Source organism: Mycobacterium scrofulaceum, from assembly GCF_002086735.1.
Taxonomy (GTDB): Bacteria; Actinomycetota; Actinomycetes; order Mycobacteriales; family Mycobacteriaceae; genus Mycobacterium; species Mycobacterium scrofulaceum.
The window spans coordinates 1-25,337 of record NZ_MVIJ01000016.1 but is presented as its reverse complement, the minus strand read 5'-3'; the positions used below and the strand labels follow the sequence as shown (position 1 = coordinate 25,337).

The window sequence follows — 25,337 nt, the reverse complement described above, 5'->3', positions numbered from 1 at the left end:
GGCTCGCGGCGCTGACCCACTCACCAGTTAGGCTGGCCCGCTGTGATCACCCGGATGTCCCAGCTGTTCTTGCGCACGTTGCGGGATGATCCCGCCGACGCCGAGGTACCCAGCCACAAACTGCTGATCCGGGCCGGCTACATCCGGCCCGTCGCGCCCGGGCTGTACAGCTGGCTGCCGCTCGGCCTGCGGGTGCTGCGCAGGATCGAACGGATCGTCCGCGAGGAGATGGACGCCATCGGCGGCCAGGAGATCCTGTTTCCCGCCCTGCTGCCCCGCGCGCCGTACGAGACGACGAACCGGTGGACCGAATACGGCGAGGGCGTCTTCCGGCTCAAGGACCGCCGCGGCAACGACTACCTGCTGGGGCCGACGCACGAAGAGCTGTTCACGCTGACCGTGAAGGGCGAATACAGCTCCTACAAAGACTTTCCGGTGCTGCTCTACCAAATCCAGAACAAATACCGCGACGAGGCCCGGCCGCGCGCGGGGATCCTGCGGGTGCGCGAGTTCCTGATGAAGGACTCCTACTCCTTCGACATCGACGACGCGGGACTCAAGGCGGCCTACCACGCGCACCGGGAGGCCTACCAGCGCATCTTCGATCGGCTCCAGGTGCGCTATGTGATCGTGTCCGCCGTGTCGGGGGCGATGGGCGGCAGCGCCTCCGAGGAGTTCCTGGCCGAAAGCCCCGTCGGCGAAGACACCTTCGTGCGGTGCCTGGAGTCGGGTTACGCGGCCAACGTCGAGGCCGTCGTCACCGCCAAGCCGGAGGCCCGGCCCATCGAGGGGCTGCCCGAGGCCGTGGTCCACGACACCGGTGACACCCCCACCATCGCCACCCTGGTGGAGTGGGCCAACACGGCCGGCCTCGGCCGCGCCGTCACCGCGGCGGACACGCTGAAGAACGTGTTGCTGAAGGTGCGCCAGCCGGGCGCGGAGTGGGAGCTGCTCGCCATCGGCCTGCCGGGCGACCGCGAGGTCGACGACAAGCGGCTCGGCGCGGCGCTGGAGCCGGCCGACTACGCGATGCTCGACGACGCCGACTTCGCCAAGCACCCTTTCCTGGTGAAGGGCTATATCGGTCCGAAAGCGCTGCAAGACAACGGCGTTCGCTACCTTGTCGACCCGCGCGTGGTGGACGGCACCAGTTGGATCACCGGGGCGGACCAGCCCGGCCGGCACGTCGTCGGCTTGGTGGCCGGCCGGGATTTCACCGCCGACGGCACGATCGAGGCCGCCGAGGTGCGCGACGGAGACCCGTCGCCCGACGGCGCCGGCCCGCTGGTGTCGGCGCGGGGCATCGAGGTTGCACACATCTTTCAGCTCGGCCGCAAATACACCAACGCCTTCGCCGCCGACGTGCTCGGTGAGGACGGCAAACCGGTCCGGCTGACCATGGGCTCCTACGGCCTCGGGGTGTCGCGCATGGTGGCGGTGATCGCGGAGCAGCACCATGACGAACTGGGCCTGCGCTGGCCCCCGTCGGTGGCGCCCTTCGACGTCCACCTGGTGATCGCCAACAAGGACGCGGACGCGCGCACCGGGGCCACCGAACTGGCCGACGACCTGGACCGCTTGGGCGTCGACGTGCTGCTCGACGACCGCCAGGCGTCGCCGGGTGTCAAGTTCAAGGACGCCGAGTTGCTCGGCGTGCCTTGGATTTTGGTGGTGGGGCGCGGCTGGGCCAATGGCGTGGTCGAGTTGCGCGACCGGTTCGGCGGACAGACGCGCGAGCTGGCCATCGGTCCGTCGCTGGCCACCGACATCGCGGCGGTCCTGGCCGGTTAGCGACCAAAAACCCTGCGCGCTAGTCGTTTCCGCCCGGGAAGCTCGTCGTGATGGGCCAGGCGCCCAGGATGCGGTTCCATCGGGCGGCCATCACGGCGCTCTGCGTCAACGCCGTCGCGGCGAACGCGCGGTCGTCGGCCGTCTCGGCGTGCTCGATCACCACCCGCCAGGCCGACGCACCGTCGTTCTCCATCCGCGCGGCCAGGCGCGCGGCGTCGGCGGCGCTGCCCACCAGCATGGGCAACTGGTAGCCGGGCGCGGCGACGGGCGCGTTGACCTTGCGGGCGGTCAGCATCGCGATCACGTCGTCGCGGCGTTGGCGGTGCTGGTTCAGGGCCTCCACGACCAGGTCGTTCACGCTGGGCGGCGACAGCGCCGACACCATGCCGTAGCCGTAGATCGTCGAGTGTTCGACGGCCAGCGCGTCGCACAGCGCCGAGTTGTCGGCGTCCTTCCCGGAACTCATATCGACGGGCCGCCGGGCACCAGGGCGACCGTGTACGACGCCGTGCAGGACGCGATGATCGAGGCGAGCAGCCCGGCACGATAGCCCGATTCGCCCGCCACCAGCCGGCTGGCGCTGTCCGCCGAGGCGCGCAACGCGTTGATCACGTCGGACACCGGTGGGGGAGGCGGCGGTGGCCCCGCCGGCTCGGCCGGGCTCGGACTCGGGCCCGTCGTCTCACTCGTCGACGAGGTGGTGATCTTGCCGGCGGCCCGCGAGATCTCCGTGGACAGGGCGCGCGCGTGCGCGGCGCGCTGGCTTGCGACCACGGTCAGCGCGGCCGCGATCTGCGGCGGGTTGCCGACGGCCGCCGCGGCGGCCCCGGCCAGGGCGCTGTCCTTGCGCGCCTGGTCCAGCGGCCCCAGCAGCTCTTCGACAGCCGGGGCCTTGGGCGGGGACTCGCCGCAGGCGGAGGTGACCACCCCGAGCGCAGCCAAGGCCGCGCCGCCGGCGAGCACACCCCGCCGGTTGACGACGGGATCTGCGCTAGACACAAACACATCCTGCCATCGGTGCGATGGTGGGCACGAAGCCAGGACGCGATCCCGCCGGCAGAGGCGATTCCTGGCGTATCGTTGATAGCTGCTCTCGCGGAACGGCAGCCTTTGCGTTCCGCCAGGACACTGGAGCCGCCCGCGAGCCAACGGGGCGGCGACGCCCTCCAGCTGACCGGACAACTCAAGATGAGGAGCTCGCCGTGACCACCGGGCTACCTTCGCAGACGCAGGTGATCGAGCTACTCGGCGGTGAGTTCGCGCGCGCGGGATACGAGATCGAAGACGTGGTCATCGACGCCCGGGCGCGCCCGCCGCGAATCATGGTGATCGCCGACGGCGACAAAGCCCTCGACCTGGACACCATCGCCACGTTGTCGCGCTCGGCGTCGGCTTTGCTGGACGGTCTGGACGATGTCGGCGACCGGTACGTGCTCGAGGTGAGCTCGCCGGGGGTGGACCGCCCGCTGACCAGTGCGAAGCACTTCCGCCGCGCCCGTGGCCGCAAAGTCGAGGTCGTCCTCTCGGATGGTTCGCGGCTGACCGGTCGCGTCGGCGAGACGCGGGGCGACGTCGTCGCGCTCGTGGTCCGGGACGGCCGCGACTACCGGCTGCGCGAGATCCCGCGCACCGACATCGCCAAAGCCGTTGTCCAGGTGGAGTTTTCGCCGCCAGCCCAAGCGGAGTTGGATCTGGCGGGCCGGGCCGACAGGACGGAGGCCGAAGCATGAACCGCGCCGGCGACGATGCATATCGCAGGGATGTGGGGGCACGCTCCTACAAGTGGGCGGTATCCCCACCCCCTGGCGGGGGAAAGGAGCGGCGCTGATGAACATCGACATGGCCGCGTTGCATGCCATCGAGGTGGATCGCGGCATCTCGGTCAACGAGCTGCTCGAGACGATCAAGTCGGCGCTGCTCACCGCGTACCGGCACACCGAGGGGCATCAGAACGACGCGCGCATCGAGATCGACCGCAAGACCGGTGTGGTCAAGGTGGTCGCCCGTGAGACCGATGACGACGGCAACGTGATCAGCGAATGGGACGACACTCCCGAGGGATTCGGCCGCATCGCCGCAACCACCGCGCGGCAGGTGATGCTGCAGCGGTTCCGGGACGCGGAGAACGAGCGCACCTACGGCGAGTTCTCCACCCGCGAGGGCGAGATCGTCGCGGGCGTCATCCAGCGGGACAGCCGCGCCAATGCCCGCGGTCTCGTCGTCGTCCGGATGGGCACCGAGACCAAAGCCTCCGAGGGTGTGATCCCGGCGGCCGAACAGGTGCCCGGCGAGAGTTACGAGCACGGCAACCGCGTGCGGTGCTACGTGATCGGGGTGACCCGAGGCGCGCGGGAGCCGCTGATCACGCTGTCCCGCACGCACCCCAACCTGGTGCGCAAGCTGTTCTCCCTGGAGGTCCCCGAGATCGCCGACGGGTCTGTCGAAATCGTGGCGGTGGCGCGGGAGGCCGGCCACCGGTCGAAGATCGCGGTGAAATCCAACGTCGCCGGCCTGAACGCGAAAGGGGCCTGCATCGGCCCGATGGGGCAGCGGGTCCGCAACGTGATGAGCGAGCTCTCCGGGGAGAAGATCGACATCATCGACTACGACGAGGATCCGTCCCGCTTCGTCGCCAACGCGCTGTCGCCCGCCAAGGTGGTCTCCGTGTCGATCATCGACCCGAACGCCAGGGCCGCCCGCGTGGTGGTGCCCGACTTCCAACTGTCGCTGGCGATCGGCAAGGAGGGTCAGAACGCGCGGTTGGCCGCCCGGCTCACCGGGTGGCGCATCGACATCCGCGGCGACACCCCGGGCGGCTCCGAGGGGCATTCGGAGGGCCATCCCGAACACGGCGCCACCCGCGGGATGGCGCACGACCGCTAGCGCAGGAGACCCGGCGGGGCGTGGCCGCCGCGGGGGAGAGCGGCCGGCACCCTCGGGCGGTTCTGACCATCGGGTGAGTGACGCTAGACTGAGCCGTGATCCAGCGTGAGTCTCCGGCCCCCGGTCCCAAACGGGTGCACAGACGTGTGGACGGACCAGTCCGGACGTGTGTCGGGTGCCGGAGGCGAGAGTTGGCCGTCGAACTGCTTCGCGTGGTGGCGGTGTCGAACGGGAACGGCGAGTATGCCGTGGTCGTTGACACCAGGAGTAGCCTGCCGGGGCGGGGTGCGTGGTTGCATCCCGTACCGCAATGCGTCCAGCAGGCGATTCGGCGGCGGGCTTTCACCCGAGCGCTGCGCATCGACCGTCCACCGGACACATCCGCGCTGGTCGAGCACGTGGAAACGCTCGACTCGCCCGGCAACAGAACAGGTAGCAAAGAACATGAGCACACCGTGAAGTCCCGATGACTCGCATTCCTATGCGTTACAGCTAATTCCCGAGGCGCGGCCCCACGACTGTCGCCTCTCAGACAGGAGATGTAGTGGCAGGTAAGGCCCGCGTACACGAGTTGGCTAAGGAACTCGGTGTTACCAGCAAGGAAGTCCTCGCCCGGCTGAATGAACAGGGCGAATTCGTAAAATCCGCATCCTCGACGGTGGAGGCGCCGGTCGCCCGCCGACTGCGCGAGTCCTTCGGCGGCGGCAAGGCGGCCCCCGAAAAGGCCACGGCCAAGGCCAAGGCGCCAGTCAAGGGCCCGGACAAATCGCTCGACCAGGCGCTCGACAAGGCCATCGGCAACGGCGAAGCCGCCGGCACGGCGCCAGCCGCGCCACCGGCGCCCGCCGCGCCACCGGCCGCCGCCGCGCCGACCGAGGCGCCGGCGCGCCCCGGCCCGGTGCCCGGCCGCCCCGCACCCGGCCAGCCGAAGCCGCCCGCGCCGGGGCAGCCGGCCGGCCCGCCCCCCGGCCAGCCCGGGCCCCAGCCCGGCATGACGCCGGGCCCGCGCCCCGGGCCGGCCCCCAAGCCCGGCGTCCGCACCCCGCGCGTCGGCAACAACCCGTTCTCGTCCGCGCAACCCGTCGACCGGCCGATCCCGCGTCCGGTGCCCCGTCCCGGGGCGCCGCGGCCCGGCGCCCCGCGCCCCGGCGCGTCGCCCGGCAACATGCCGCCGCGTCCCGGCGGCGCCGCAGGCCAGGGCCGCCCGGCCCGGCCCGGCGCCCCGCGTCCCGGCGGTGGCCGGCCCGGCGGACCGGGCGGTCGTGACGGTGGCGGCGGCAACTACCGCGGCGGTGGCGGCGGAGTCGGCGCCCCGCCCGGGGGTGGCGGTGGCTTCCGCGGCCGCCCCGGTGGCGGTGGCGGCGGTGGCCGCCCGGGTCAGCGCGGCGGCGCCGCCGGCGCGTTCGGCCGTCCCGGCGGTGCGCCGCGACGCGGCCGCAAGTCGAAGCGGGCAAAACGCGCCGAGTACGAAAACATGCAGGCGCCGGTCGTCGGTGGCGTGCGGTTGCCGCACGGCAATGGCGAGACCATCCGGTTGGCCCGCGGCGCCTCGCTCTCCGACTTCGCCGACAAGATCAACGCCAACCCGGCCTCGCTCGTGCAGGCGCTGTTCAACCTCGGTGAGATGGTGACGGCGACCCAGTCCGTCGGCGACGAGACGCTGGAGCTGCTGGGCAGCGAGATGAACTACGTCGTCCAGGTCGTGAGCCCGGAGGACGAGGACCGCGAGCTGCTGGAATCCTTCGACCTCACCTACGGCGAGGACGAGGGCGGCGAGGAAGACCTGCAGACCCGGCCGCCGGTGGTGACCGTCATGGGTCACGTCGATCACGGTAAAACCCGGCTGCTGGACACCATCCGGAAGGCCAGCGTGCGCGAGGGAGAGGCCGGCGGCATCACCCAGCACATCGGCGCCTACCAGGTGTCCGTCGACTTCGATGGCACCGAGCGGCCGATCACCTTCATCGACACCCCGGGCCACGAGGCGTTCACCGCCATGCGTGCCCGCGGCGCCAAGGCCACCGACATCGCCATCCTGGTGGTCGCCGCCGACGACGGCGTCATGCCGCAGACGGTGGAGGCCATCAACCACGCGCAGGCGGCCGACGTCCCGATCGTGGTCGCGGTCAACAAGATAGACAAGGAGGGCGCCGACCCGGCGAAGATTCGCGGCCAGCTCACCGAATACGGTTTGGTGGCAGAGGATTTCGGCGGCGACACGATGTTCGTCGACATCTCGGCGAAGGAAGGCACCAACATCTCCGCACTCGAGGAGGCGGTGCTGCTGACCGCCGACGCCGCCCTGGACCTGCGGGCCAACCCCGACATGGAGGCCCAGGGCGTGGCGATCGAGGCGCACCTGGACCGCGGTCGCGGGCCGGTCGCCACCGTGCTGATTCAGCGCGGCACGCTGCGCGTCGGCGACTCCGTGGTGGCCGGTGATGCCTACGGCCGCGTCCGCCGCATGGTCGACGAGCACGGCGAGGACGTCGAGGAGGCGCTGCCGTCGCGGCCGGTGCAGGTCATCGGCTTCACGTCGGTGCCCGGTGCCGGTGACAACTTCCTGGTTGTCGACGAGGACCGCATCGCCCGACAGATCGCCGACCGGCGCAGCGCCCGCAAGCGCAACGCGCTGGCGGCGCGGTCGCGCAAGCGGATCAGCCTGGAGGACCTGGACTCGGCGCTGAAGGAAACCAGCCAGCTGAACCTGATCCTCAAGGGCGACAACGCCGGTACGGTCGAGGCGCTCGAGGAGGCCCTGATGGGCATCCAGGTCGACGACGAGGTGGAACTGCGCGTGATCGACCGCGGCGTCGGTGGCATCACCGAAACCAACGTCAACCTGGCGTCGGCGTCGGACGCGGTGATCATCGGCTTCAACGTGCGCGCCGAAGGGAAGGCGACGGAGCTGGCCAACCGCGAAGGTGTCGAGATTCGCTACTACTCGGTCATCTACCAGGCGATCGACGACATCGAGAAGGCCCTGCGCGGCATGCTCAAGCCGATCTACGAGGAGAAGGAGCTGGGTCGCGCCGAGATCCGCGCGATCTTCCGGTCCTCGAAGGTCGGCATCATCGCCGGCTGCATGATCAGCTCCGGGGTGGTGCGACGCAACGCGAAGGCCCGCCTGTTGCGGGACAACGTCGTGGTCACCGAGAACCTCACGATCAACTCGCTGCGACGGGAGAAGGACGACGTGACCGAGGTCCGCGAGGGCTTCGAGTGCGGTATGACGCTGGGCTACTCCGACATCAAGGAAGGCGACATCATCGAGTCCTACGAGCTCGTCGAGAAGGAGCGCGCCTGATGGCGGGAGGCTGCGCCGATGCCTGACCCGGCCCGGGCGCGCCGACTGGCCAAACGCATCAACACGATCGTCGCCTCGGCGATCGAGTTCGAGATCAAGGATCCCGGGCTGGACGGGGTGACCATCGTCGACACGAAGGTCACCGCCGACCTGCACGATGCCACGGTGTTCTACACCGTGATGGGCCGCACCCTGGACGACGAGCCGGACTACGCGGCCGCCGCGGCGGCGCTGGACCGGGCCAAAGGGGCGCTGCGGACCATGGTGGGGGCGGGCACCGGTGTGCGCTTCACGCCCACGCTGACCTTCACCCGCGACACCACGTTGGACACCGTGCAGCGGATGGACGAGCTGTTGGCGCGCGCCCGCGCCGCGGACGCCGATTTGGCGCGCGTACGCTCGGGAGCCAAGCCGGCCGGGGACGCAGATCCATACCGTGCCAGCGGCTCGAGCGACGAGGACACCGGTGACGACGACCGACGCGAAGACTGAGCTTTCCCGCAGCGCGGGAGCCGGGGCGCGCGTCGACGTCCACGGTGCGGTGGAATTGCTCTCCGGCGCGGCGACGATCGCGGTGGTCGCCCATGTCCACCCCGACGCCGACACCATCGGGGCAGGCCTGGCCCTGGCGCTGGTGCTGGACAGGTGCGGCAAGCGCGTCGAGGTGGGTTTCGCCGAGCCCGCCGCGCTGCCGGAGTCGCTGTCGTCGTTGCCCGGTTGTTGGCTGCTGGTCGGTGCGGAGGAGATGCGGCGCGACGTCGACCTGGTTGTCACCGTTGACGTTCCGAGCGTCAAGCGGCTGGGCGCCCTGAGTGATCTGGCCGGTCCCGGCCAGGAGTTGCTGGTGATCGACCACCACGCCTCCAACGACCTGTTCGGCACCGCGAATTTTGTTGACGTTTCAGCGGATTCGACGACGATGATGGTCGCCGACATCCTCGACGCGTGGGACAAGCCGATCGAGCCTGACGTCGCGCACTGCATCTACGCCGGGCTGACGACCGACACCGGGTCATTCCGCTGGGCCAGCGCCCGCGCCCTTCGGCTGGCTGCCCGGCTGGTGGAGACCGGCGTCGACAACGCCGCGATCAGCCGAACGCTGATGGACAGCCACCCCTTCACCTGGCTTCCGCTGCTGTCCCGCGTCCTCGGTTCGGCCGAGCTGCTGCCCGACGCGGCCTGCGGCCGCGGGCTGGTGTACGCCGTTGTGCGGCACCAGGATTGGGTCACCTCGCGCCCCGAGGAAGTGGAGAGCATCGTCGACGTCGTGCGCACCACGCAGCAGGCCGAGGTGGCCGCGGTGTTCAAAGAAGTCGAACCGGCGCAGTGGTCGGTGTCGATGCGGGCCAAGGCCGACGTGGACCTGGCGGCTATCGCGTCCGGGTTCGGCGGGGGCGGCCACCGGCTGGCCGCCGGCTATTCGACCAGCGGCCCGATCGACGACGCGGTGGCGTCGCTGCGCGCGGCGCTCGGCTAGCCCCGAAGCGGGGCTAGAAAGCCCAGCTGCCCGAGCGTTGCAGCACGAACCCGTGGTCGCCGCTGGTGGTGTCCAGGCAGGCGACGAGGTTGTCGGCGCCGACGGCGCACGTGACGTTCAGGTGGGTCAGTTTCTGACCCGCCCCCAGCAACTTGCCGCCCGGTGGCAGGGCGGCCGGGTTGCCGTCGCACCCGCCGTAGGACATCCGGCTCAACTGGTACCCCGGCCCCTTGAACTCGGCGGAACCCACCAGGCAGTCGCCCGGGTGCGGGCGCCCGCCGAGGACGGGGACGTCCTCGATCCCGGGCATGTCGCCCTTGCACCGGATGTCCTGTGACGGCTGCGGCGCCGGTGCCGGCCCGCCGTAGAAATCGCACGCCAGGCTGTAGGGAGTGGAGAAACTGATCCGGGGCGGGGTGCCCGGACCGGTGCTGGTCAGGTAGCCATCCGCCGGTACGGCGGTGAAGCCGTCCAGGCTGGGGAACCCGGCGGGCGGCAGCGCGGCCGCATGCGGCGCGGGCCCCGCGACCGTGGCCACCGCCGCGAGCGGCACAGCGCTCGCGAGCATCCTCACCATGACGTCGACGACCGCACGCATGCGCTGATCGTATTGGTTGTCCTCCGTCCACCCACAAGCCAACGGCGAAGAAAACCGAAACACCGGCGATGACCAGGCCCAACGCCGGCCATTTCCAGAGTCCGGCGCCGCGGGGGACGGGCCTAACGCACCTGGGCCCGTCCGCGCTGCAGGACCGCCTCGCGGTTGGCGGCGATGTCGTCGCCACTGGTCCGGAACTGGCGGGCCGCCATCGCTTCGAGCCACAGCCCTCCGCCGGTCTGCGACTCGTCGATCCGGTGATAGGAGGCCAGCAGCGCGCGCACCGCGTCCTGGTTGTTGCCGACGATCGAGGCCGCCACGGCGCGGGCGGTGCCCAGCAGCTGGTCGTGCGCCACCACCTCGGTCACCAGCCCGGCGCGCAGGGCGTCGGCGGCGGACAGGTAGTCCCCGGTCATGCTCATCCGCCGCGCCAGGCCGACACCGACCTTCTGCGGCAACCGCACGCTGAGCCCCCAGGTGGGCAGCAGGCCCACCCGCGCGTGGGTGTCGGCGAACCGGGCGTTCTCCGAGGCGATCAGGATGTCGCAGTACAGGGCCAGCTCCAGCCCGCCGGTCACCGCGGCGCCGTTGATCGCACCGATCACCGGCTTGCTCAGCGGTGGCCACCGCGGGGAGATGTCCGGAAGCGCCGCAGATCCGCCCAGCTCCTTGAGATCCAGTCCCGCGCAGAAAACCGGATCGGTGCCGGTGACGATGACGACGTCGACGCCGTCGTCGGTTTCCGCGTCGGCCAGCGCCCCGAAGAACCGGTCCCGCAGCGCCGAAGACAGCGCGTTGCGGGACTGCGGCCGGTTGAGGGTCAGGGTGCGCACCCGCTCGTCGGTTTCGATCAGCAGGATGTCGTCGGTCATGACATCACCGTAAAGGGTCATGGGCCGCGCCTATCGTTATGGGCATGTGCAGGAACATCACCGAGCTGCGCGGGTTGCAACCGGCGGCCACCGCCGAGGAGATCGCGGCGGCGGCCCGCCAATACGTACGCAAGGTCAGTGGGATCGCCCGGCCTACTCGCCTTCCTGAGGCCAGCGCCTCCGCCTTCGAGGAGGCGGTCGCCGAGGTCACCGAGGCGACGACGCGGTTGCTGGCGGCGCTGCCCCCGCGCCGTCAGCCGCCCAGGACCGTCCCGCCGTTGCGCCGGCCCGTGGGGGTACCACCCGCTTGCGGGGGCGTGGTGGCCCGGCTGGGCGGGCCGCAATGACGCTCGCCGCGACCAGCCCCACCACGACGCCCGCGCTCAAGGAGTGGAGCGCCGCCGTGCATGCCCTGCTGGACGGTCGCCAGCGGGTGCTGTTGCGCAAGGGCGGCATCGGGGAGAAGCGATTCGAGCTGGCCGCCTCCGAGTTCCTGCTGTTCCCGACGGTCGCCCACAGCCACGCGGAGCGCGTTCGGCCCGAGCATCGGGACCTACTGGACGCGGCCGCCGCCGACAGCGCCGACGATCGCCTGGTCATCCGGGCGGCCGCCAAAGTCGTTGCGGCGGTGCCGGTTGACCGGCCAGAAGGCCTGACGGAGATCGAAGACCTGCACATCTGGACCCCCGAGTCGGTGCGCGCCGACCGGCTCGACTTCCGCCCGAGACACCGGCTGGCCGTGCTGGTGGTCTCGGTGCAGCCGCTGGCCGAGCCGGTGGAGATCATCCGGACCTCGGAGTACGGCGGCTGCAAGAGCTGGGTGGAGTTGCCCCTGCGCGCGCCGTTGGCGCCGCCCGTTCATGACCCGGGGTCGCTAGCCGAGGTCGCCGCGCGCGTCCGCGGCGCCGTTGGCTGACAGGTCGAGCGGGCCGACGGGCAGCAACAGCCGGGAGCGTCCGTAGCGCACCGTGTGGGTGGCCGGCCTGGACTGCCGGCCGGTCAGGATCGGCTCGTCGGTGCCCAGGTTGCGGGCGTAGCGGGGAAACCAGCTGCCTGCGATCAGCACCCGGATGCGCGAGCCCGCACGGAAGCGGTGGGCGACGCCGTCGAGTTCGATCCGGACGGTCCCCCTCGACGACTTCTTGGCCGCCCGCAACCGCCGGTAGCCGTCGCTGACGTTTGTCGACCGGCCTTTGGCGTCGACCTCACTGACCCGGACGAACAGGTCGACGTGCGGGTTGTCGGCCCCGTGCGCCAGCTCGACGACCGGGCTTCCGTAGACGCACAGGTCGTGCGTGAGGGTGAGGCTGGTGAACGTCAGCACGTCGTCGCGCGCCGCGAGCCGGCTGTCGTCGCGGTAACCGCCGTTCGGCGACAGCAGCGGCCCGCCCGTGGTCGGGGTCGGATCGGCGGGGTCATAGCGGAAAGTCGCCGGGGCCAGCCGCGGCAGGTCCGTCGGCGCGGTCTCACCCAGGTGGCCGCCGGGCCGCAGGTAGAGCGAGCGCTCGGTGGTGGCGGGCGGCCAGTGGGCCAGGTTGCGCCAGCCCTGGCCGGTCACGTTCACCCGGACCCGAGCGGGCCGGCGCAGGGGTGTTGCGCCGTCCAGGTGGGCGCCCAGCCAGTCCAGCGACTCCCGCACGCAGGTGCTCAGCCCGCTGGTGAGCAGCTGCGCGTGCGTCCAGGGACCCATGGTGAGCGCGACGTCGACGCCCCGGCCGCGGAGGTGCTCATACTGCTGCAGCGTCTGCCTGACGAAGATGTCCTGCCAGCCGCCGATCAGCAGCACTGGCACGTCGACGCGGTCCAGCGCGTCGCCGCAGCGCAACGCGTCCCAGAACGGATCGTTCGGGTCGGTGTGCTCGACCCACGATTCGAACCACGGTGCGCCCGCACCCAGCAGCGCCCGGGCCGTCTCGCCCACCGGCAGCCCGAGTGCCGCCCGGGTCACGTGGCGGCGATTCTGCAGCTGGCGCATCGCGGACCGGGCGCGCACCGGATCCTCCTGGTGGGCGACCATGTCGCTCCAGCCCAGGAAGTCGTTGATCGCGAACGAGCCGGTGCCCCAGACCGAGGCGTTGAAATCGTGCGGTCCCACCGCGATGACGGCCGTGGCCAGTTCCGGCGGGGGATCGGTCAGCAGCGCCCACTGGGTGAACCCGAGGTAGGACAGCCCGAGGGTGGCGAAGCGGCCCGTGAACCACGGCCGCTCGCGCAGCCAGGCCACCGTGTCGGCGCCGTCGGCGGCCTCGTTGGCCATCGGCTCGAAGTCGCCGCCCGACCCGAACGTTCCGCGCACGCTCTGCAACACGACGTGGTAGCCGCGGGCCGCGTACAGCGCGCCGAAGACCAGCGAAAACGGAAAGGCGCGCCCGTAGGGCCCCCGGATCAGCAGGGTGCCGGCGGGTGCGGCGGTGTTGGGCGCGTAGTGGTCGGCCACCAGGTCGACCCCGTCGCGCATGGGCACCCGGACGCGCTCGACGGTGTAGTCGGTGGTCGCCGCCGGCAGGCCGAGCAGCCGGCCGACGGCCTTGCCGCCGAGGTGTCGCAGGGCGTGCAGCGTGGGCTGGGCGGATCGGGTCGAGGTGATACTCACGGTGCCAGGTTAAGGCCAGGCCGGCCGTCAGAACTTGTAGTAAGGCGCCAGGTCGTTGGCCCGCTGCAGATTGGTCGACATGCAGTCCACCTCCGGGTTGGAGTAGACGGTCGAGTAGAAGAGCGCCTGCTGCAGCACGCCGTAGCCGGTCTTGAACGCGACCATGCAGGAGTAATACCAGTAGCTGTTGTGATACGTCGGCTTGAGCACCCAGTACTGCGCCGCGCGGTGGCCCGCGATCGTGGTCTCGACCGCGTCGGGGGGCAGCGTCGCCTCGTAGGTGCGCCAGATGATCGGCTCGACCGCCAGCTGGTAGTTACCCGCGTCGAAGTGGCACCGCAGGCCGTCCTCGTGCTCGGGCGGTGTGAACGCCAGCCCGAGCCGCTGCACCGCGTCGAACGGGATGTCCTCGCACGCGTCGAACGGGCGCGGGTCGGTGGTCGCGACGATCGGGCTCTTCATGGTGGTTTCCATCGGCGCCGCGGTCGAGCGCAGCTCGACGCGCCCGCCTCCCGCCGGCCCCGGCGCGACGCCCTGCCACCCCGCCGTGCCGGCTATCGCCGCTGCGACCAGGGCACCCACCGCCCCGATCAGACGCACCTTGGCGAACACGACACCCCCTGACGGCTCCGCGGTCTTGCGGGGAGTCTACAAGTCGCGTCGCCACTCCCCACACGGAAACAAGAACACGTTCCAACGGCGCGGGCAAGGGCCGGCGCCGTCCGCCCCGGGGGTGCGGGTCATTAGGCTGGTTAATCGTGGCTGGTCAAAATGCGGGGCACGACTCGACCGATGGGGGGCAACCCACGCTGTGGGCGGTCTCCGATCTGCACACCGGACACCTCGGCAACAAGCCGGTCACCGAATCGCTGTACCCCTCCTCGCCGGACGATTGGCTGATCGTCGCCGGCGACGTCGCCGAACGCACCGACGAGATCCGGTGGGCCCTGGACCTGCTGCGCCGGCGATTCGCCAAGGTGATCTGGGTGCCTGGCAACCACGAGCTGTGGACCACGACCCGCGACCCGGTGCAGATCTTCGGCAAGTCCCGCTACGACTACCTGGTCAACATGTGCGACGAGATGGGCATCGTCACTCCCGAGCACCCGTTCCCGGTGTGGACCGAGCGCGGCGGCCCGGCGACGATCGTGCCGATGTTCCTGCTCTACGACTACAGCTTCTTGCCCGAGGGCGCGACGAGCAAAGCCGAGGGCCTGACCATCGCGCGGGAACGCAACGTGGTCGCCACCGACGAATTCCTGTTGTCGCCAGAGCCGTATCCCACCCGGGAGGCCTGGTGCCGGGAGCGGCTCGCCGCCACGCGGGCCCGGCTCGAGCAGCTCGACTGGATGACGCCGACCGTTCTGGTGAACCATTTTCCGCTGGTGCGCGACCCCTGCGACGCGCTGTTCTACCCGGAGTTCTCGCTGTGGTGCGGCACCACCAGGACCGCCGACTGGCACACCCGTTACAACGCCGTCTGCTCGGTCTACGGTCACCTGCACATTCCGCGCACCACCTGGTACGACGACGTGCGCTTCGAGGAGGTGTCGGTGGGTTATCCCCGGGAGTGGCGGCGGCGCAAGCCGCACAGCTGGCTGCGCCAGGTGCTGCCCGATCCGCAGTACGCCCCCGGCTACCTCAACGACTTCGGCGGTCACTTCGAGATCACTCCCGAGATGCGACGGCAGGCCGAGCAGTTCCGGGAACGGTTGCGGCAGCGGCAGTCACGATGACCGGGGACATGCTGGTCTCCTCGGTGCTGCCCGACGTCGGCGAGCTGGCCTGTTCGGAGCTGTATGACGACCCGCCCGGCCTGGCCCCGCTGCCCGAAGAGGAGCCGCTGATCGCCAAGTCGGTCGCCAAGCGGCGCAACGAGTTCGTCACCATCCGGCACTGCGCGCGGGTCGCGATGCGCGAGCTCGGCCTGCCGCCGGTGCCGATCCTCAAGGGCGAGAAGGGCGAACCGTGCTGGCCCGACGGCGTGGTGGGCAGCCTCACCCACTGCACCGGCTATCGCGGTGCGGTCGTGGGCCGCGCCGAGGCGGTGCGCTCGGTGGGTATCGACGCCGAGCCGCACGACGTGTTGCCGGACGGTGTGCTGAACGCGATCAGCCTGCCCGAGGAGCGACACGAGATGACGACGCTGCCCGACGGCCTGCACTGGGACCGAATCCTGTTCTGCGCCAAGGAGGCAACGTACAAGGCGTGGTTCCCGCTGACCAAGCGCTGGCTAGGTTTCGAGGACGCCCACATTGCCTTCGACCTCGACCCGCCCGACGGCGGGACCGCCGGCGTGTTCGTGTCCAAGATCCTGATCGACGGGCAGGCCCTCGATGGCCCGCCGCTGACCGCGCTGCGCGGCCGGTGGTCGGTGGAGCGGGGGCTGGTGCTGACCGCCATCGTGTTATGAGTTCGAGCCCGAGGGGTCCGGGGTTGGTCGTCGTCGACAAGCCGGCCGGGATGACCAGCCACGACGTGGTGGGGCGGTGCCGCCGTATCTTCTCCACCCGCAGGGTGGGGCACGCCGGGACGCTGGACCCGATGGCCACCGGCGTGCTGGTGATCGGCGTCGACCGTGCCACCAAGATCCTCGGACTGCTGGCGGGGTCCTCCAAGTCGTACGCCGCCACCATCCGGCTCGGCCAGACCACCTCCACCGAGGACGCCGAAGGTCAAGTGCTGCACAGCGTCTCGGCCGCGCACCTGACCCGCGAGGCGATCGGCGCCGCGGTCGCCGGTTTGCGGGGCGACATCGAACAGGTGCCGTCGGCGGTCAGCGCGATCAAGGTGGACGGCCGGCGCGCATACCGGCTGGTTCGGGAGGGCCGGGCCGTCGAACTCGAGGCGCGGCCGGTCCGCGTCGACCGCTTCGAGGTGTGCGACGTCCGACCCGCGGGGCAGTGGGTCGACGCCGACGTCGAGGTCGACTGCTCGTCGGGGACCTACGTGCGCGCCCTGGCCCGCGACGTCGGCGCCGCGCTCGGGGTGGGCGGCCACCTGACGGCGCTGCGGCGCACCCGCGTCGGTCGCTTCACGCTGGAGCAGGCCCGCTCGCTCGACGACCTGGCCGAGCGGCCCGGGCTGTCGCTGACCCTGGACGAGGCGTGCCTGCTGATCTTCCCGCGCCGCGACCTCAGCCCCGAGGAGGTTGAGGCGACGGCGAACGGGCGGCCGCTCGCCGCGGCCGGCATCGACGGCGTCTACGCCGCCTGCGACGCCGGCGGCCGGGTGATCGCGCTGCTGTGCGACGAGGATTCGCGGACCAAGTCGGTGGTCGTGATCCGCCCGGCGACCCTCCAGGAATAGGCTCCGGGAATAGGCTGAGGTCTCTCCACCCTGTCGAAGAAGGGGCGCGCTATGTCCAACAAGGTTTACGTCGTCGGCGTCGGGATGACGAAATTCGAGAAGCCGGGCCGCCGCGAGGGCTGGGACTACCCCGACATGGCGCGCGAGTCCGGAACCAACGCGCTGGCCGACGCGGGGATCGACTACCGCGAGGTGCAGCAGGGTTACGTCGGCTACGTGGCCGGCGATTCGACGTCCGGGCAGCGGGCGCTCTACGAGCTGGGCATGACCGGGATCCCGATCGTCAACGTCAACAACAACTGCTCCACCGGGTCGACCGCGCTGTTCCTGGCGGCGCAGGCCATTCGCGGCGGGATCGTCGACTGCGCCATCGCGCTCGGGTTCGAGAAGATGCAACCCGGCTCGCTGGGCGGGGGAGCCTCCGACCGCGAATCGCCGATGGGCAAGCACGTCAAGGCGATGGCCGCGATCGACGAGTTCGCCATGCCCGTCGCCCCCTGGATGTTCGGCGCGGCCGGCCGCGAGCACATGAGGCAATACGGCAGCACCGCAGAGCATTTCGCCAAGATCGGCTACAAGAACCACAAGCACTCCGTCAACAACCCGTTCGCACAGTTCCAGGAGTCCTACACGCTCGAGGACATCCTGGCGGCGCGGATGATCTCCGACCCGCTCACCAAGTTGCAGTGTTCGCCGACGTCCGACGGATCCGGCGCGGCGATCCTGGCCTCGGAGAGCTTCGTCGACAGCCACGGGCTGGCCGGCCGGGCGGTCGAGATCGTCGGTCAGGCCATGACGACCGACTTCGCGTCCACCTTCGACGGCAGCGCCAAGAATCTGATCGGCTACGACATGAATGTCCAAGCGGCCCAACAGGTTTACGACCAGTCCGGGCTGGGCCCCGAAGACTTCCAGGTGATCGAGCTGCACGACTGCTTCTCGGCCAACGAGCTGCTGCTCTACGAGGCGCTGGGGCTGTGCGGCCCGGGCGAGGCGCCCAAGCTGATCGACAACGGCGACACGACCTACGGCGGGCGCTGGGTGGTCAACCCGTCGGGCGGCCTGATCTCCAAGGGCCATCCGCTGGGCGCCACCGGGCTGGCGCAGTGCGCCGAGCTGACCTGGCAGCTGCGCGGCGCCGCCGACAAGCGTCAGGTCGAGGGCGTCAGCGCCGCGCTGCAACACAACATCGGGCTCGGCGGCGCGGCCGTGGTCACCGCCTACCAGCGCGCCGAACGCTAGCCCGAGCCAACTCCGGGCTAGCCCACCACCCAGATCGCCCGGGCCGCCGGGCTGCCCAGGTCGACCGTCGTCTGAGCGCCGTCGCCGGATTCGATCGCGACCGAGATCATGCCGGCGAACTCCCGGCGGGTCAGCACGCGCAGCCGTGAATCGAGGTTGATGCCGACGTCGGCGAAGTAGCGCAGCATCTCCGGGTCGGCGTCGGAGATGCGGGCGACCGTCCCGGCGTCCCCGTCGCCGCATGCCCACAGCTGGCGTGCGGGCGGGGTCGGCACCTGCCCGTCGGAGGCAGGAATCGGGTCCCCATGCGGGTCGCGCCGCGGGAAGCCCAGCTTGGCGTCGATGCGGGCCACCAGCCGGTCCGACACGGCGTGTTCGAGCACCTCGGCCTCGTCGTGCACCTCGTCCCAGCCGTAGCCGAGCTCGTTGACCAGGAACGTTTCCAGGAGCCGGTGGCGGCGCACCATGGCCAGCGCCGCGCGCCGGCCCGCCTCGGTCAGGGTGACGGCCCCGTATTTCTCGTGGTCGACCAGTCCCTGCTCGGCGAGTTTGCGGATCGATTCCGACGCCGTGCTGGCCGACACCCCGATCTTCTCGGCCAGCATCTTGGTGCTGACCTTCTGCGGCGCGTCCTTGGGGGACCACTCCTGGGCGTTCCAGATGACCTTCAGGTAGTCCTGGCCGACCGCGGTGAGACCGCCACGCTCTTCGTCAGCCCTCACACCGAGAAAGTTTAGGCAAACCAAGCCTGATCGTGTGCTCCTCGACACCCTCGCGCCCACGGATCTCCCGGCGGCGGACGCGTAGCCGTAGGCTTGCGGGCGTGCAGCGGTGGCGCGGCCAAGACGAGATTCCCACGGACTGGGGCAGATGCGTGCTCACCATCGGCGTGTTCGACGGTGTGCACCGGGGCCACGCCGAGCTGATCGCGCACGCGGTCAAGGCCGGACGCGCCCGCAACGTGCCGACCGTGCTGATGACCTTCGACCCGCACCCGATGGAAGTGGTCTACCCGGGCAGCCATCCGGCCCAGCTGACGACGCTGACGCGGCGCGCGGAGCTGGTCGAGGAGATGGGCATCGACGTCTTCCTGGTGATGCCGTTCACGAGCGATTTCATGAAGCTGACGCCGGAGCGCTACGTCCATGAGCTGCTGGTGGAGCACCTGCACGTGGTGGAGGTCGTGGTGGGGGAGAACTTCACCTTCGGCAAGAAGGCCGCCGGCAACGTCGAGACGCTGCGGCGCGCCGGGGAGCGGTTCGGATTTGCCGTCGAGGCCATGTCGCTGCTGTCCGAGCACCACAGCAACGAGACGGTGACGTTTTCCTCCACCTACATCCGGTCCTGCGTGGACGCCGGTGACGTGATGGCGGCCATGGAAGCGCTGGGCCGTCCGCATCGCGTCGAGGGCGTCGTCGTCCGGGGCGAGGGGCGGGGGATGGAGCTGGGATTCCCGACGGCCAACGTGGCGCCCCCGATGTATTCGGCGATCCCGGCCGACGGCGTGTACGCCGCGTGGTTCACCCTGCTCGGGCACGGGCCGGTGACCGGCAGCGTCGTCCCGGGCGAGCGCTACCAGGCCGCGGTGTCCGTCGGGACCAACCCGACGTTCTCCGGACGGACCCGCACCGTCGAGGCCTTCGTCCTGGACACCGCGGCCGACCTCTACGGCCAGTACGTGGCGCTGGACTTCGTCGCCCGCATCCGCGGGCAGCGCAAGTTCGACTCGGTGAAGGACCTCATCGACGCGATGGGCAAGGACACCGAACGGGCCCGCGCGATGCTCTCGGCGCAGGACTGATTCGCCGCGGGTGCCGACGCAGGTCGCTGGCCTGGGATTTCGGTGGACATCGCAGCCGCTGATAGACTCGCCCCCCGAGCATGGCGTGTGCTGCAGTCCGCGGCGGCCACGGACAAGTTTCTCGTACAAGTTTTTCGCGGCACCGAATGATGGAGATGTTTTCGTGGCGCTGACCGCCGAGCAGAAAAAAGAGATCCTGGGCACCTACGGCCTGCACGACACCGACACGGGTTCCCCGGAGGCGCAGGTCGCGCTGCTGACCAAGCGGATCGCCGACCTGACCGAGCACCTGAAGGTGCACAAGCACGACCACCACTCCCGGCGGGGCTTGCTCCTGCTGGTCGGGCGGCGGCGCCGGTTGCTCAAGTACGTCGCGCAGATCGACGTGGAGCGGTATCGCTCGCTGGTCGAGCGCCTGGGTCTGCGTCGCTGACCCAGCCCCTTTCGGGCTATCTGCGCCCGTGTAGAGTGGGAGCGTTCTGGGCCGATCCGGCCCGAACGAACGGTGCGGCCGCGCAGATCCGCGTGTGCCGTTCCAGCGTGTCATGACGGGAGCAGCCCAGTCTGTATCGGGCGGTCTTCGGTAGTGGCGGCCGGGCTCTCCGGATCTGGGGCTTCTCGACCGCTTCGATCGACGGCCGTAGCCGCATTCAGACTTTTCCTCTCGGAGGAAGCTTCGGAGGAAGCTCTCGGGTTACTCGCGCGTGACGACGCGAAAAAGCTGAATACCCAGAGAGGCCGTACGGACACCTATGTCTGTCGCTGAAATTGAAGAAGGCGTGTTCGAGGCAACCGCCGTTATCGACAACGGGAGCTTCGGCACCCGCACCATCCGTTTCGAGACCGGCCGGCTGGCCCAGCAGGCCGCCGGCGCCGTCGTCGCCTACCTCGACGACGAAAACATGCTGCTGTCGGCCACCACCGCCAGCAAGAGCCCCAAGGAGCACTTCGACTTCTTCCCGCTGACGGTCGACGTCGAGGAGCGGATGTACGCCGCCGGGCGCATCCCGGGCTCGTTCTTCCGCCGCGAGGGCCGTCCCTCCACCGACGCGATCCTGACCTGCCGGCTGATCGACCGCCCGCTGCGGCCGTCGTTCGTGTCCGGGCTGCGTAACGAGATCCAGGTCGTGGTGACCATCCTGAGCCTGGACCCCAACGACCTGTACGACGTGCTGGCGATCAACGCCGCGTCGGCCTCCACCCAGATCAGCGGGCTGCCGTTCTCCGGCCCCATCGGGGGCGTGCGGGTGGCGCTGATCGACGGCACCTGGGTCGCCTTCCCCACCGTCGAGCAGCTCGAGCGGGCCGTGTTCGACATGGTGGTCGCCGGCCGCATAGTCGGCGGCGGGGCCGCCGAAAAAGACGTGGCGATCATGATGGTCGAGGCCGAGGCCACCGACAAGGTCATCGAACTCGTCGAGGGCGGCGCCCAGGCGCCGACCGAAACCGTGGTGGCCGAAGGCCTGGAGGCCGCCAAGCCGTTCATCAACGCGCTGTGCACCGCTCAGCAGGAGCTGGCCGACGCGGCCGCCAAGCCCGTCGGTGATTACCCGACCTTCCCGGAGTACGGCGACGACGTCTACTACTCGGTGGCCTCGGTGGCCACCGACGAACTGGCCAAGGCGCTGACCATCGGCGGCAAGGCCGAGCGCGACGCCCGCACCGACGAGCTGAAGGCCGAGGTACTGACTCGGCTGGCCGGGACGTACGAGGGCCGGGAAAAGGAGGTCAGCGCCGCGTTCCGCTCGCTGACCAAGAAGCTGGTCCGCCAGCGCATCCTGACCGACCACTTCCGCATCGACGGCCGCGGCATCACCGACATCCGCGCCCTGTCGGCCGAGGTCGCCGTCGTCCCCCGGGCACACGGCAGCGCGCTGTTCGAGCGCGGCGAGACCCAGATCCTGGGCGTCACCACGCTGGACATGGTCAAGATGGCCCAGCAGATCGACTCGCTGGGGCCGGAAACCTCGAAGCGCTACATGCACCACTACAACTTCCCGCCGTTCTCCACCGGCGAGACCGGCCGTGTCGGCTCGCCCAAGCGGCGCGAGATCGGGCACGGCGCGCTCGCCGAGCGCGCCCTGCTCCCGGTGCTGCCCGGCGTCGAGGAATTCCCCTACGCCATCCGGCAGGTGTCGGAAGCCCTGGGCTCCAACGGCTCGACCTCGATGGGATCGGTGTGCGCGTCCACGCTGGCGCTGCTCAACGCCGGCGTGCCGCTCAAGGCGCCGGTCGCCGGCATCGCCATGGGCCTGGTTTCCGACGACGTCGAGGTAGACGGCAAGACCGAGCGTCGCTTCGTGACGCTGACCGACATCCTGGGCGCCGAAGACGCATTCGGCGACATGGACTTCAAGTGCGCCGGCACCAAGGACTTCGTCACCGCCCTGCAGCTGGACACCAAGCTCGACGGGATCCCGTCCCAGGTGCTCGCGGGTGCGCTGGCCCAGGCCAAGGATGCGCGCCTGACGATCCTCGAGGTCATGGCCGAGGCCATCGACGCCCCCGACGAGATGAGCCCCTACGCGCCGCGGGTGACCACCATCAAGGTCCCCGTGGACAAGATCGGCGAGGTCATCGGGCCCAAGGGCAAGATCATCAACGCCATCACCGAGGAGACCGGCGCGCAGATCTCGATCGAGGACGACGGCACCGTGTTCGTCGGCGCCACCGACGGGCCCTCGGCGCAGGCCGCGATCGACCGGATCAACGCCATCGCCAACCCGCAGCTGCCGACGGTGGGCGAGCGGTTCCTCGGAACCGTGGTCAAGACAACCGATTTCGGTGCGTTCGTGTCGCTTCTGCCGGGACGCGACGGCCTGGTGCACATCTCCAAGCTGGGCAGGGGCAAGCGCATCGCGAAGGTAGAGGACGTCGTGAACGTCGGCGACAAGCTGCGGGTCGAGATCGCCGACATCGACAAGCGGGGCAAGATCTCGCTGGTCCTGGTCGAGGAAGACAGCGCCGCCCCGGCCGACGCCCCGGCGGACACACCTGCCGATGCCGCGACCGCCAGCAGCTGACCGCGCCGCGGCCCTACGCCGCGGCAAGCACGCTCTTGAGGTCGACACCTCGACCGCGCTGCGCCGCAGCACCCTTCCGGGGGGCCTGCGGGTGGTCACCGAGTACCTGCCGTCGGTGCGTTCGGCGTCCGTCGGGGTGTGGGTCGGCGTCGGGTCGCGCGACGAGGGTGCCACCGTGGCGGGCGCGGCGCACTTCCTCGAGCACCTGCTGTTCAAGTCGACGCCCACCCGCAGCGCGGTGGACATCGCGCAGGCGATGGACGCCGTCGGCGGTGAGCTGAACGCGTTCACCGCCAAGGAGCACACCTGCTACTACGCACACGTGCTGGACAGCGACCTGGCGCTGGCCGTCGATTTGGTGGCCGACGTCGTGCTCAACGGTCGTTGCGCGGCCGACGACGTGGAGCTGGAACGCGACGTCGTGCTCGAAGAGATCGCGATGCGCGACGACGATCCGGAGGACGCGCTGGGGGACATGTTCCTGGGCGCGATGTTCGGCGACCACCCGGTGGGCCGGCCGGTGATCGGCACCGCGCAGTCGGTGTCCTCGATGACCCGGGCCCAGCTGCACTCCTTCCACGTGCGCCGCTACACCCCGGAACGCATGGTGGTCGCGGTGGCCGGCAACGTCGACCACGACGAGGTGATCGCGCTGGTGCGCACGCACTTCGGGCCGCACCTGGTCCGCGGGCGCCGGCCCGTCGCCCCGCGCAAGGGCGCCGGCCGGGTGACCGGACGGCCCGGCCTGATGCTGGGCAATCGGGACGCCGAGCAGACCCACGTCTCGCTGGGCGTGCGCACCCCCGGACGTAGCTGGCGGCATCGCTGGGCGCTGTCCGTGCTGCACAGCGCGCTGGGCGGGGGCTTGAGTTCTCGTCTGTTCCAAGAGGTTCGCGAGTTGCGCGGGCTGGCCTACTCGGTCTATTCGACGGTGGACATCTTCGCCGACAGCGGCGCTCTTTCGGTCTACGCCGCCTGCCAGCCCGAGCGGTTCGCCGAGGTGATGAAGGTGACCAACGAGGTGCTCGAAGCGGTGGCCCGCGACGGCATCACCGAGGCGGAGTGCCGGATCGCCAAGGGGTCGTTGCGCGGCGGCCTCGTCCTGGGCCTGGAGGATTCCAGCTCCCGGATGAGCCGGCTGGGCCGCAACGAACTGAACTACGGCGAGCACCGCAGCATCGAGCACACCCTGCGCAAGATCGAGGAAGTGACGGTCGAGGAGGTCAACGCGGTCGCCCGTCGGCTGCTGAGCCAGCCCTACGGCGCCGCCGTCCTGGGGCCGTACTCCTCCAAACGGTCACTGCCCCAACAACTTCGGGCGATGGTAAATTAGCTCCGTGGTACTGGGCTTTTGGGACATCATGGTGCCCATCGTGGGTGCGCCGATGGCCGGCGGACCGGGCACGCCCGAACTGGCCGCGGCGGTGTCCAACGCGGGTGGGCTCGGCTTCGTTCCCGGCGGCCACCGAAGCGCGGAGCGGTTCGCCGAGGACATCGCCGCCGCGCGCGCGGCCACCACCGGCCCGCTGGGCGTCAACCTGTTCGTTCCCCAACCCAGCGTCGCCGACTGGGTGGCGCTGGACTACTACGCCGAAGAGCTGGAGGAAATCGCCGACTACTACCAGGTCGAGGTCGGTCACCCGGAATACGGTGACGACGACGACTGGGAGCGCAAGCTCGAGGTGGTGGCCGACGTCCGGCCCGAGCTGGTGTCGTTCACCTTCGGCGTCCCGCCGCCCGACGTCATCCGCCGGCTGGGGGCGCTGGGCCTGCTGGTGATGGTCACGGTGACGTCGGCGTACGAGGCCGGCGTGGCCGTCGCCGCGGGCGCGGACAGCCTGATCGTCCAGGGCCCGGACGCGGGCGGGCACCGGGGCACGTTCGCGCCCGACATGGAGCCCGGCAACGAGTCGCTGCACCACCTGATCGACCGCATCCGCCACGCGCACGATGTCCCGGTGGTCGCGGCGGGCGGACTGGGCAACGCCCGTGACGTCGCCGCCGTGCTGCACCGGGGTGCGGTGGCCGCACAGGTCGGCACCGCGCTGCTGCTCAGCGACGAAGCGGGCACCAGCACCGCGCACCGCACCGCGCTGAAGAACCCGGTCTTCGGCACCACCGTCGTCACGCGCGCCTTCTCGGGCCGCTACGCCCGCGGCCTGGAAAACAACTTCACCCGGCTGCTCGACAACGTGGCGCCGCTGGGCTACCCCGAGGTCAACCAGATGACCTCGCCGATCCGGGAGGCGGCGGCCGCCCTCGAGGACCCCAACGGGATACCGCTGTGGGCCGGGACGTCGTTCAAGGAGGCGCAGCCCGGGCCGGCGGCCGACATCATCGCCGGGCTGGTGGAGGCAGACTAGCTCTAAAACTGACTGAGGTTGTTGACAGTCTGAGCTCCTGATGGAAGGAGCTGCATGGCTGACCGTGTTTGGAGCGAG

25 protein-coding genes are annotated in these 25,337 nt (G+C 70.3%); 18 read left to right on the top strand and 7 right to left on the bottom strand.

Translation table 11 applies throughout. The annotated features are described in order from the left end of the window. Positions 1-42 precede the first annotated feature (42 nt). Positions 43-1,791, top strand: coding sequence for a proline--tRNA ligase (locus BST44_RS12620; RefSeq protein WP_083177459.1), 1,749 nt, complete (start codon positions 43-45; stop codon positions 1,789-1,791). Positions 1,792-1,810: 19 nt separating this feature from the next. Here BST44_RS12620 and BST44_RS12615 read toward each other — a convergent pair whose 3' ends face one another. Together BST44_RS12615 and BST44_RS12610 are read right to left on the bottom strand one after the other, a co-directional pair. After that, positions 1,811-2,257, bottom strand: a complete 447-nt coding sequence (locus BST44_RS12615; RefSeq protein ID WP_065440564.1) for a ferritin-like domain-containing protein — start codon at positions 2,255-2,257, stop codon at positions 1,811-1,813. Next, complete coding sequence (locus tag BST44_RS12610; RefSeq protein WP_083177545.1) at positions 2,254-2,790, bottom strand: hypothetical protein; 537 nt, start codon at positions 2,788-2,790, stop codon at positions 2,254-2,256. The genes BST44_RS12615 and BST44_RS12610 overlap by 4 nt, the downstream gene beginning before the upstream one ends. A 203-nt stretch (positions 2,791-2,993) precedes the next feature. On the opposite strand from BST44_RS12610, the gene rimP reads away from it, so the two are divergent. The 6 genes from rimP to BST44_RS12580 all read left to right on the top strand — a co-directional run bounded on the left by rimP (position 2,994) and on the right by BST44_RS12580 (position 9,458). Beyond that, a complete protein-coding gene (gene rimP, locus BST44_RS12605; RefSeq protein WP_083177458.1) occupies positions 2,994-3,521 on the top strand; it encodes a ribosome maturation factor RimP in 528 nt (175 codons plus the stop codon). A gap of 97 nt (positions 3,522-3,618) precedes the next feature. Further along, positions 3,619-4,674 carry a transcription termination factor NusA gene (nusA, locus tag BST44_RS12600; RefSeq protein ID WP_083177457.1) on the top strand — a complete coding sequence of 352 codons (1,056 nt, stop codon included), beginning with the start codon at positions 3,619-3,621 and terminating at the stop codon, positions 4,672-4,674. Between the two features lie 191 nt (positions 4,675-4,865). Further along, positions 4,866-5,144: a YlxR family protein gene (locus BST44_RS12595; protein ID WP_439330717.1), complete on the top strand. Its 279-nt coding sequence runs from the start codon at positions 4,866-4,868 to the stop codon at positions 5,142-5,144. A 74-nt stretch (positions 5,145-5,218) separates the two neighbouring features. Then, positions 5,219-7,981: a translation initiation factor IF-2 gene (gene infB, locus BST44_RS12590; RefSeq protein WP_083177455.1), complete on the top strand. Its 2,763-nt coding sequence runs from the start codon at positions 5,219-5,221 to the stop codon at positions 7,979-7,981. Between the two features lie 18 nt (positions 7,982-7,999). Then, positions 8,000-8,473, top strand: a complete 474-nt coding sequence (rbfA, locus tag BST44_RS12585) for a 30S ribosome-binding factor RbfA (RefSeq protein ID WP_007171480.1) — start codon at positions 8,000-8,002, stop codon at positions 8,471-8,473. Further along, positions 8,448-9,458: a DHH family phosphoesterase gene (locus BST44_RS12580; protein WP_083177454.1), complete on the top strand. Its 1,011-nt coding sequence runs from the start codon at positions 8,448-8,450 to the stop codon at positions 9,456-9,458. The genes rbfA and BST44_RS12580 overlap by 26 nt, the downstream gene beginning before the upstream one ends. A 13-nt stretch (positions 9,459-9,471) precedes the next feature. Here the strand turns inward: BST44_RS12580 and BST44_RS12575 are convergent, their stop codons facing one another. Both BST44_RS12575 and BST44_RS12570 read right to left on the bottom strand, forming a co-directional pair. After that, entirely contained in the window at positions 9,472-10,056 is a 585-nt protein-coding gene (locus BST44_RS12575) for a hypothetical protein (protein ID WP_083177453.1), read from the bottom strand. A 122-nt stretch (positions 10,057-10,178) separates the two neighbouring features. Continuing rightward, positions 10,179-10,928, bottom strand: a complete 750-nt coding sequence (locus BST44_RS12570; protein ID WP_083177543.1) for an enoyl-CoA hydratase — start codon at positions 10,926-10,928, stop codon at positions 10,179-10,181. Positions 10,929-10,972: 44 nt separating this feature from the next. On the opposite strand from BST44_RS12570, the gene BST44_RS12565 reads away from it, so the two are divergent. Together BST44_RS12565 and BST44_RS12560 are read left to right on the top strand one after the other, a co-directional pair. Continuing rightward, a complete protein-coding gene (locus tag BST44_RS12565) occupies positions 10,973-11,275 on the top strand; it encodes a DUF2277 domain-containing protein (protein WP_083177544.1) in 303 nt (100 codons plus the stop codon). Next, positions 11,272-11,844, top strand: a complete 573-nt coding sequence (locus tag BST44_RS12560; protein ID WP_083177452.1) for a DUF1802 family protein — start codon at positions 11,272-11,274, stop codon at positions 11,842-11,844. The genes BST44_RS12565 and BST44_RS12560 overlap by 4 nt, the downstream gene beginning before the upstream one ends. On the opposite strand, the gene BST44_RS12555 is transcribed toward BST44_RS12560, so the two are convergent. After that, positions 11,803-13,521, bottom strand: coding sequence for a CocE/NonD family hydrolase (locus BST44_RS12555; protein ID WP_083177451.1), 1,719 nt, complete (start codon positions 13,519-13,521; stop codon positions 11,803-11,805). The genes BST44_RS12560 and BST44_RS12555 overlap by 42 nt on opposite strands. A gap of 27 nt (positions 13,522-13,548) precedes the next feature. Continuing rightward, the gene (locus BST44_RS12550; protein ID WP_083177450.1) at positions 13,549-14,133 is read right to left on the bottom strand and encodes a DUF3558 domain-containing protein; all 585 of its coding nucleotides are present in this window, start codon (positions 14,131-14,133) and stop codon (positions 13,549-13,551) included. Between the two features lie 146 nt (positions 14,134-14,279). Between BST44_RS12550 and pptH the strand changes: the two genes are divergently transcribed. The 4 genes from pptH to BST44_RS12530 are packed head-to-tail and all read left to right on the top strand — an operon-like array spanning position 14,280 to position 18,072. Next, a complete protein-coding gene (gene pptH, locus BST44_RS12545; protein WP_083177449.1) occupies positions 14,280-15,257 on the top strand; it encodes an ACP phosphodiesterase PptH in 978 nt (325 codons plus the stop codon). Continuing rightward, positions 15,254-15,934: a 4'-phosphopantetheinyl transferase PptT gene (gene pptT, locus BST44_RS12540; protein ID WP_083177448.1), complete on the top strand. Its 681-nt coding sequence runs from the start codon at positions 15,254-15,256 to the stop codon at positions 15,932-15,934. The genes pptH and pptT overlap by 4 nt, the downstream gene beginning before the upstream one ends. Continuing rightward, positions 15,931-16,830 carry a tRNA pseudouridine(55) synthase TruB gene (gene truB, locus BST44_RS12535; protein WP_083177447.1) on the top strand — a complete coding sequence of 300 codons (900 nt, stop codon included), beginning with the start codon at positions 15,931-15,933 and terminating at the stop codon, positions 16,828-16,830. Before pptT ends, truB begins: the two co-directional genes overlap by 4 nt. Positions 16,831-16,881: 51 nt before the next feature. After that, positions 16,882-18,072, top strand: coding sequence for a lipid-transfer protein (locus BST44_RS12530; RefSeq protein ID WP_083177446.1), 1,191 nt, complete (start codon positions 16,882-16,884; stop codon positions 18,070-18,072). 17 nt (positions 18,073-18,089) lie between these two features. On the opposite strand, the gene mntR is transcribed toward BST44_RS12530, so the two are convergent. Next, positions 18,090-18,794, bottom strand: a complete 705-nt coding sequence (mntR, locus tag BST44_RS12525; protein ID WP_083177445.1) for a manganese-binding transcriptional regulator MntR — start codon at positions 18,792-18,794, stop codon at positions 18,090-18,092. A gap of 101 nt (positions 18,795-18,895) precedes the next feature. Between mntR and BST44_RS12520 the strand changes: the two genes are divergently transcribed. The 5 genes from BST44_RS12520 to BST44_RS12500 all read left to right on the top strand — a co-directional run bounded on the left by BST44_RS12520 (position 18,896) and on the right by BST44_RS12500 (position 25,259). Beyond that, positions 18,896-19,873, top strand: a complete 978-nt coding sequence (locus BST44_RS12520) for a bifunctional riboflavin kinase/FAD synthetase (RefSeq protein ID WP_083177444.1) — start codon at positions 18,896-18,898, stop codon at positions 19,871-19,873. A 163-nt stretch (positions 19,874-20,036) separates the two neighbouring features. Further along, complete coding sequence (gene rpsO, locus BST44_RS12515; RefSeq protein ID WP_003878661.1) at positions 20,037-20,306, top strand: 30S ribosomal protein S15; 270 nt, start codon at positions 20,037-20,039, stop codon at positions 20,304-20,306. 319 nt (positions 20,307-20,625) lie between these two features. Continuing rightward, the gene (locus tag BST44_RS12510) at positions 20,626-22,896 is read left to right on the top strand and encodes a polyribonucleotide nucleotidyltransferase (protein ID WP_167380196.1); all 2,271 of its coding nucleotides are present in this window, start codon (positions 20,626-20,628) and stop codon (positions 22,894-22,896) included. Then, the gene (locus BST44_RS12505; RefSeq protein ID WP_083177442.1) at positions 22,874-24,229 is read left to right on the top strand and encodes a M16 family metallopeptidase; all 1,356 of its coding nucleotides are present in this window, start codon (positions 22,874-22,876) and stop codon (positions 24,227-24,229) included. The genes BST44_RS12510 and BST44_RS12505 overlap by 23 nt, the downstream gene beginning before the upstream one ends. A gap of 4 nt (positions 24,230-24,233) precedes the next feature. Continuing rightward, a complete protein-coding gene (locus tag BST44_RS12500) occupies positions 24,234-25,259 on the top strand; it encodes a nitronate monooxygenase (protein ID WP_083177441.1) in 1,026 nt (341 codons plus the stop codon). The last annotated feature ends 78 nt before the right edge of the window (positions 25,260-25,337 follow it).

Coding starts and splice junctions, on each gene's coding strand:
- BST44_RS12615 (WP_065440564.1), bottom strand. CDS start 2,257: ATGAGTTCCGGGAAGGACGCCGACAACTCGGCGCTGTGCGACGCGCTG.
- nusA (WP_083177457.1), top strand. CDS start 3,619: ATGAACATCGACATGGCCGCGTTGCATGCCATCGAGGTGGATCGCGGC.
- rbfA (WP_007171480.1), top strand. CDS start 8,000: ATGCCTGACCCGGCCCGGGCGCGCCGACTGGCCAAACGCATCAACACG.
- BST44_RS12575 (WP_083177453.1), bottom strand. CDS start 10,056: ATGCGTGCGGTCGTCGACGTCATGGTGAGGATGCTCGCGAGCGCTGTG.
- BST44_RS12570 (WP_083177543.1), bottom strand. CDS start 10,928: ATGACCGACGACATCCTGCTGATCGAAACCGACGAGCGGGTGCGCACC.
- BST44_RS12565 (WP_083177544.1), top strand. CDS start 10,973: ATGTGCAGGAACATCACCGAGCTGCGCGGGTTGCAACCGGCGGCCACC.
- BST44_RS12560 (WP_083177452.1), top strand. CDS start 11,272: ATGACGCTCGCCGCGACCAGCCCCACCACGACGCCCGCGCTCAAGGAG.
- pptT (WP_083177448.1), top strand. CDS start 15,254: ATGACCGGGGACATGCTGGTCTCCTCGGTGCTGCCCGACGTCGGCGAG.
- truB (WP_083177447.1), top strand. CDS start 15,931: ATGAGTTCGAGCCCGAGGGGTCCGGGGTTGGTCGTCGTCGACAAGCCG.
- BST44_RS12530 (WP_083177446.1), top strand. CDS start 16,882: ATGTCCAACAAGGTTTACGTCGTCGGCGTCGGGATGACGAAATTCGAG.
- BST44_RS12510 (WP_167380196.1), top strand. CDS start 20,626: ATGTCTGTCGCTGAAATTGAAGAAGGCGTGTTCGAGGCAACCGCCGTT.
- BST44_RS12505 (WP_083177442.1), top strand. CDS start 22,874: ATGCCGCGACCGCCAGCAGCTGACCGCGCCGCGGCCCTACGCCGCGGC.